The sequence below is a fragment of the Streptomyces sp. NPDC005070 genome (genome assembly GCF_053600395.1).
The window spans coordinates 1-1,026 of the sequence record NZ_JBSFZS010000598.1 but is presented as its reverse complement, the minus strand read 5'-3'; the positions used below and the strand labels follow the sequence as shown (position 1 = coordinate 1,026).

Sequence of the window (1,026 nt, the reverse complement as noted above, 5' to 3'; positions counted from 1 at the left end):
CGCCTCCAGCCACGGATGCCCGAGCAGAAGGGCGACCAGCGCCTGGTCGCCTACATCGAACCCGACCCCGACGCCGCCGTCGCCGATACCGCCGCCCAGGTGGAGGAGTGGCGCCAACTCCACGACGACGCCCACGCGGACGCCGCCGACGAGACCTGGGGCGAGGACTTCCAGCCCTGGAAGAACATCTACACGGGCGAGCCGATCCCGCACGAGCAGCTCCGCCAGTGGCAGGACGCCGCCCTCGCCCAGGTGCTGCGGCACGCGCCGCGCCGGATCCTGGAGATCGGCGCCGGCTCCGGCCTGCTCCTCGCGAAGATCGCCGGCCAGGTCGAGGAGTACTGGGGCACCGACCTGTCCGCCGCCGCGATCGACCGGCTCCGCACCCAGGCCGAGACGGCCGGCCACGGCGAGCGGGTCCACCTCGCCGTCCAGGCCGCCGACGACCTCACCGGCCTGCCCCGCGCCACCTTCGACACCGTCGTCCTCGACTCCGTCGTCCAGTACCTCCCCAGCGCCGCCCACCTCGACCAGGTGCTCACCCACATCCTCGAACTGCTCGCACCCGGCGGCCGGATCATCGTCGGCGACGTCCGCAACGCCGCCACCCAGCGGATCCTGGCGACCGCGGAGCAGCGCGCCCAGCAGCCCTACGCCTCCCACGAGGAGATCCGGGCGGCCGTGGAGCAGGCCCTGCTCGCCGAACGGGAACTGCTCCTCGCCCCCGAGTGGTTCGCCGAATGGGCCGACCGGCACGGCCTCGGCGCCGACATCCGCCTCAAGGCCGGGCAGGCGCACAACGCGCTCACCCGCCACCGCTACGAGGTCGTCCTGCACACCGAGCCCGCCCACACACTCGACCTGCGCGGAGTGCCCGCGATCGCGTGGGGCGCCGAGGTGTCCGACCTCACCGAACTGGCCGCACAGGCACAGCGGGCGGGCGGCCCGCTGCGGGTGACCGGGATACCCAACGCGCGCCTGGCGGAGGGATCCGCAGGACCGGGAACCCCGCCTCCGTACCGGTCC

General features: G+C 74.1%; 1 protein-coding gene. It reads left to right on the top strand.

All coding sequences use genetic code 11. The annotated features are described in order from the left end of the window. Nucleotides 1–15: 15 nt before the first annotated feature. Nucleotides 16–1,026 (top strand): class I SAM-dependent methyltransferase (locus tag ACWEBX_RS41455; RefSeq protein ID WP_451889822.1); only part of this gene is annotated, 1,011 nt, incomplete at its 3' end.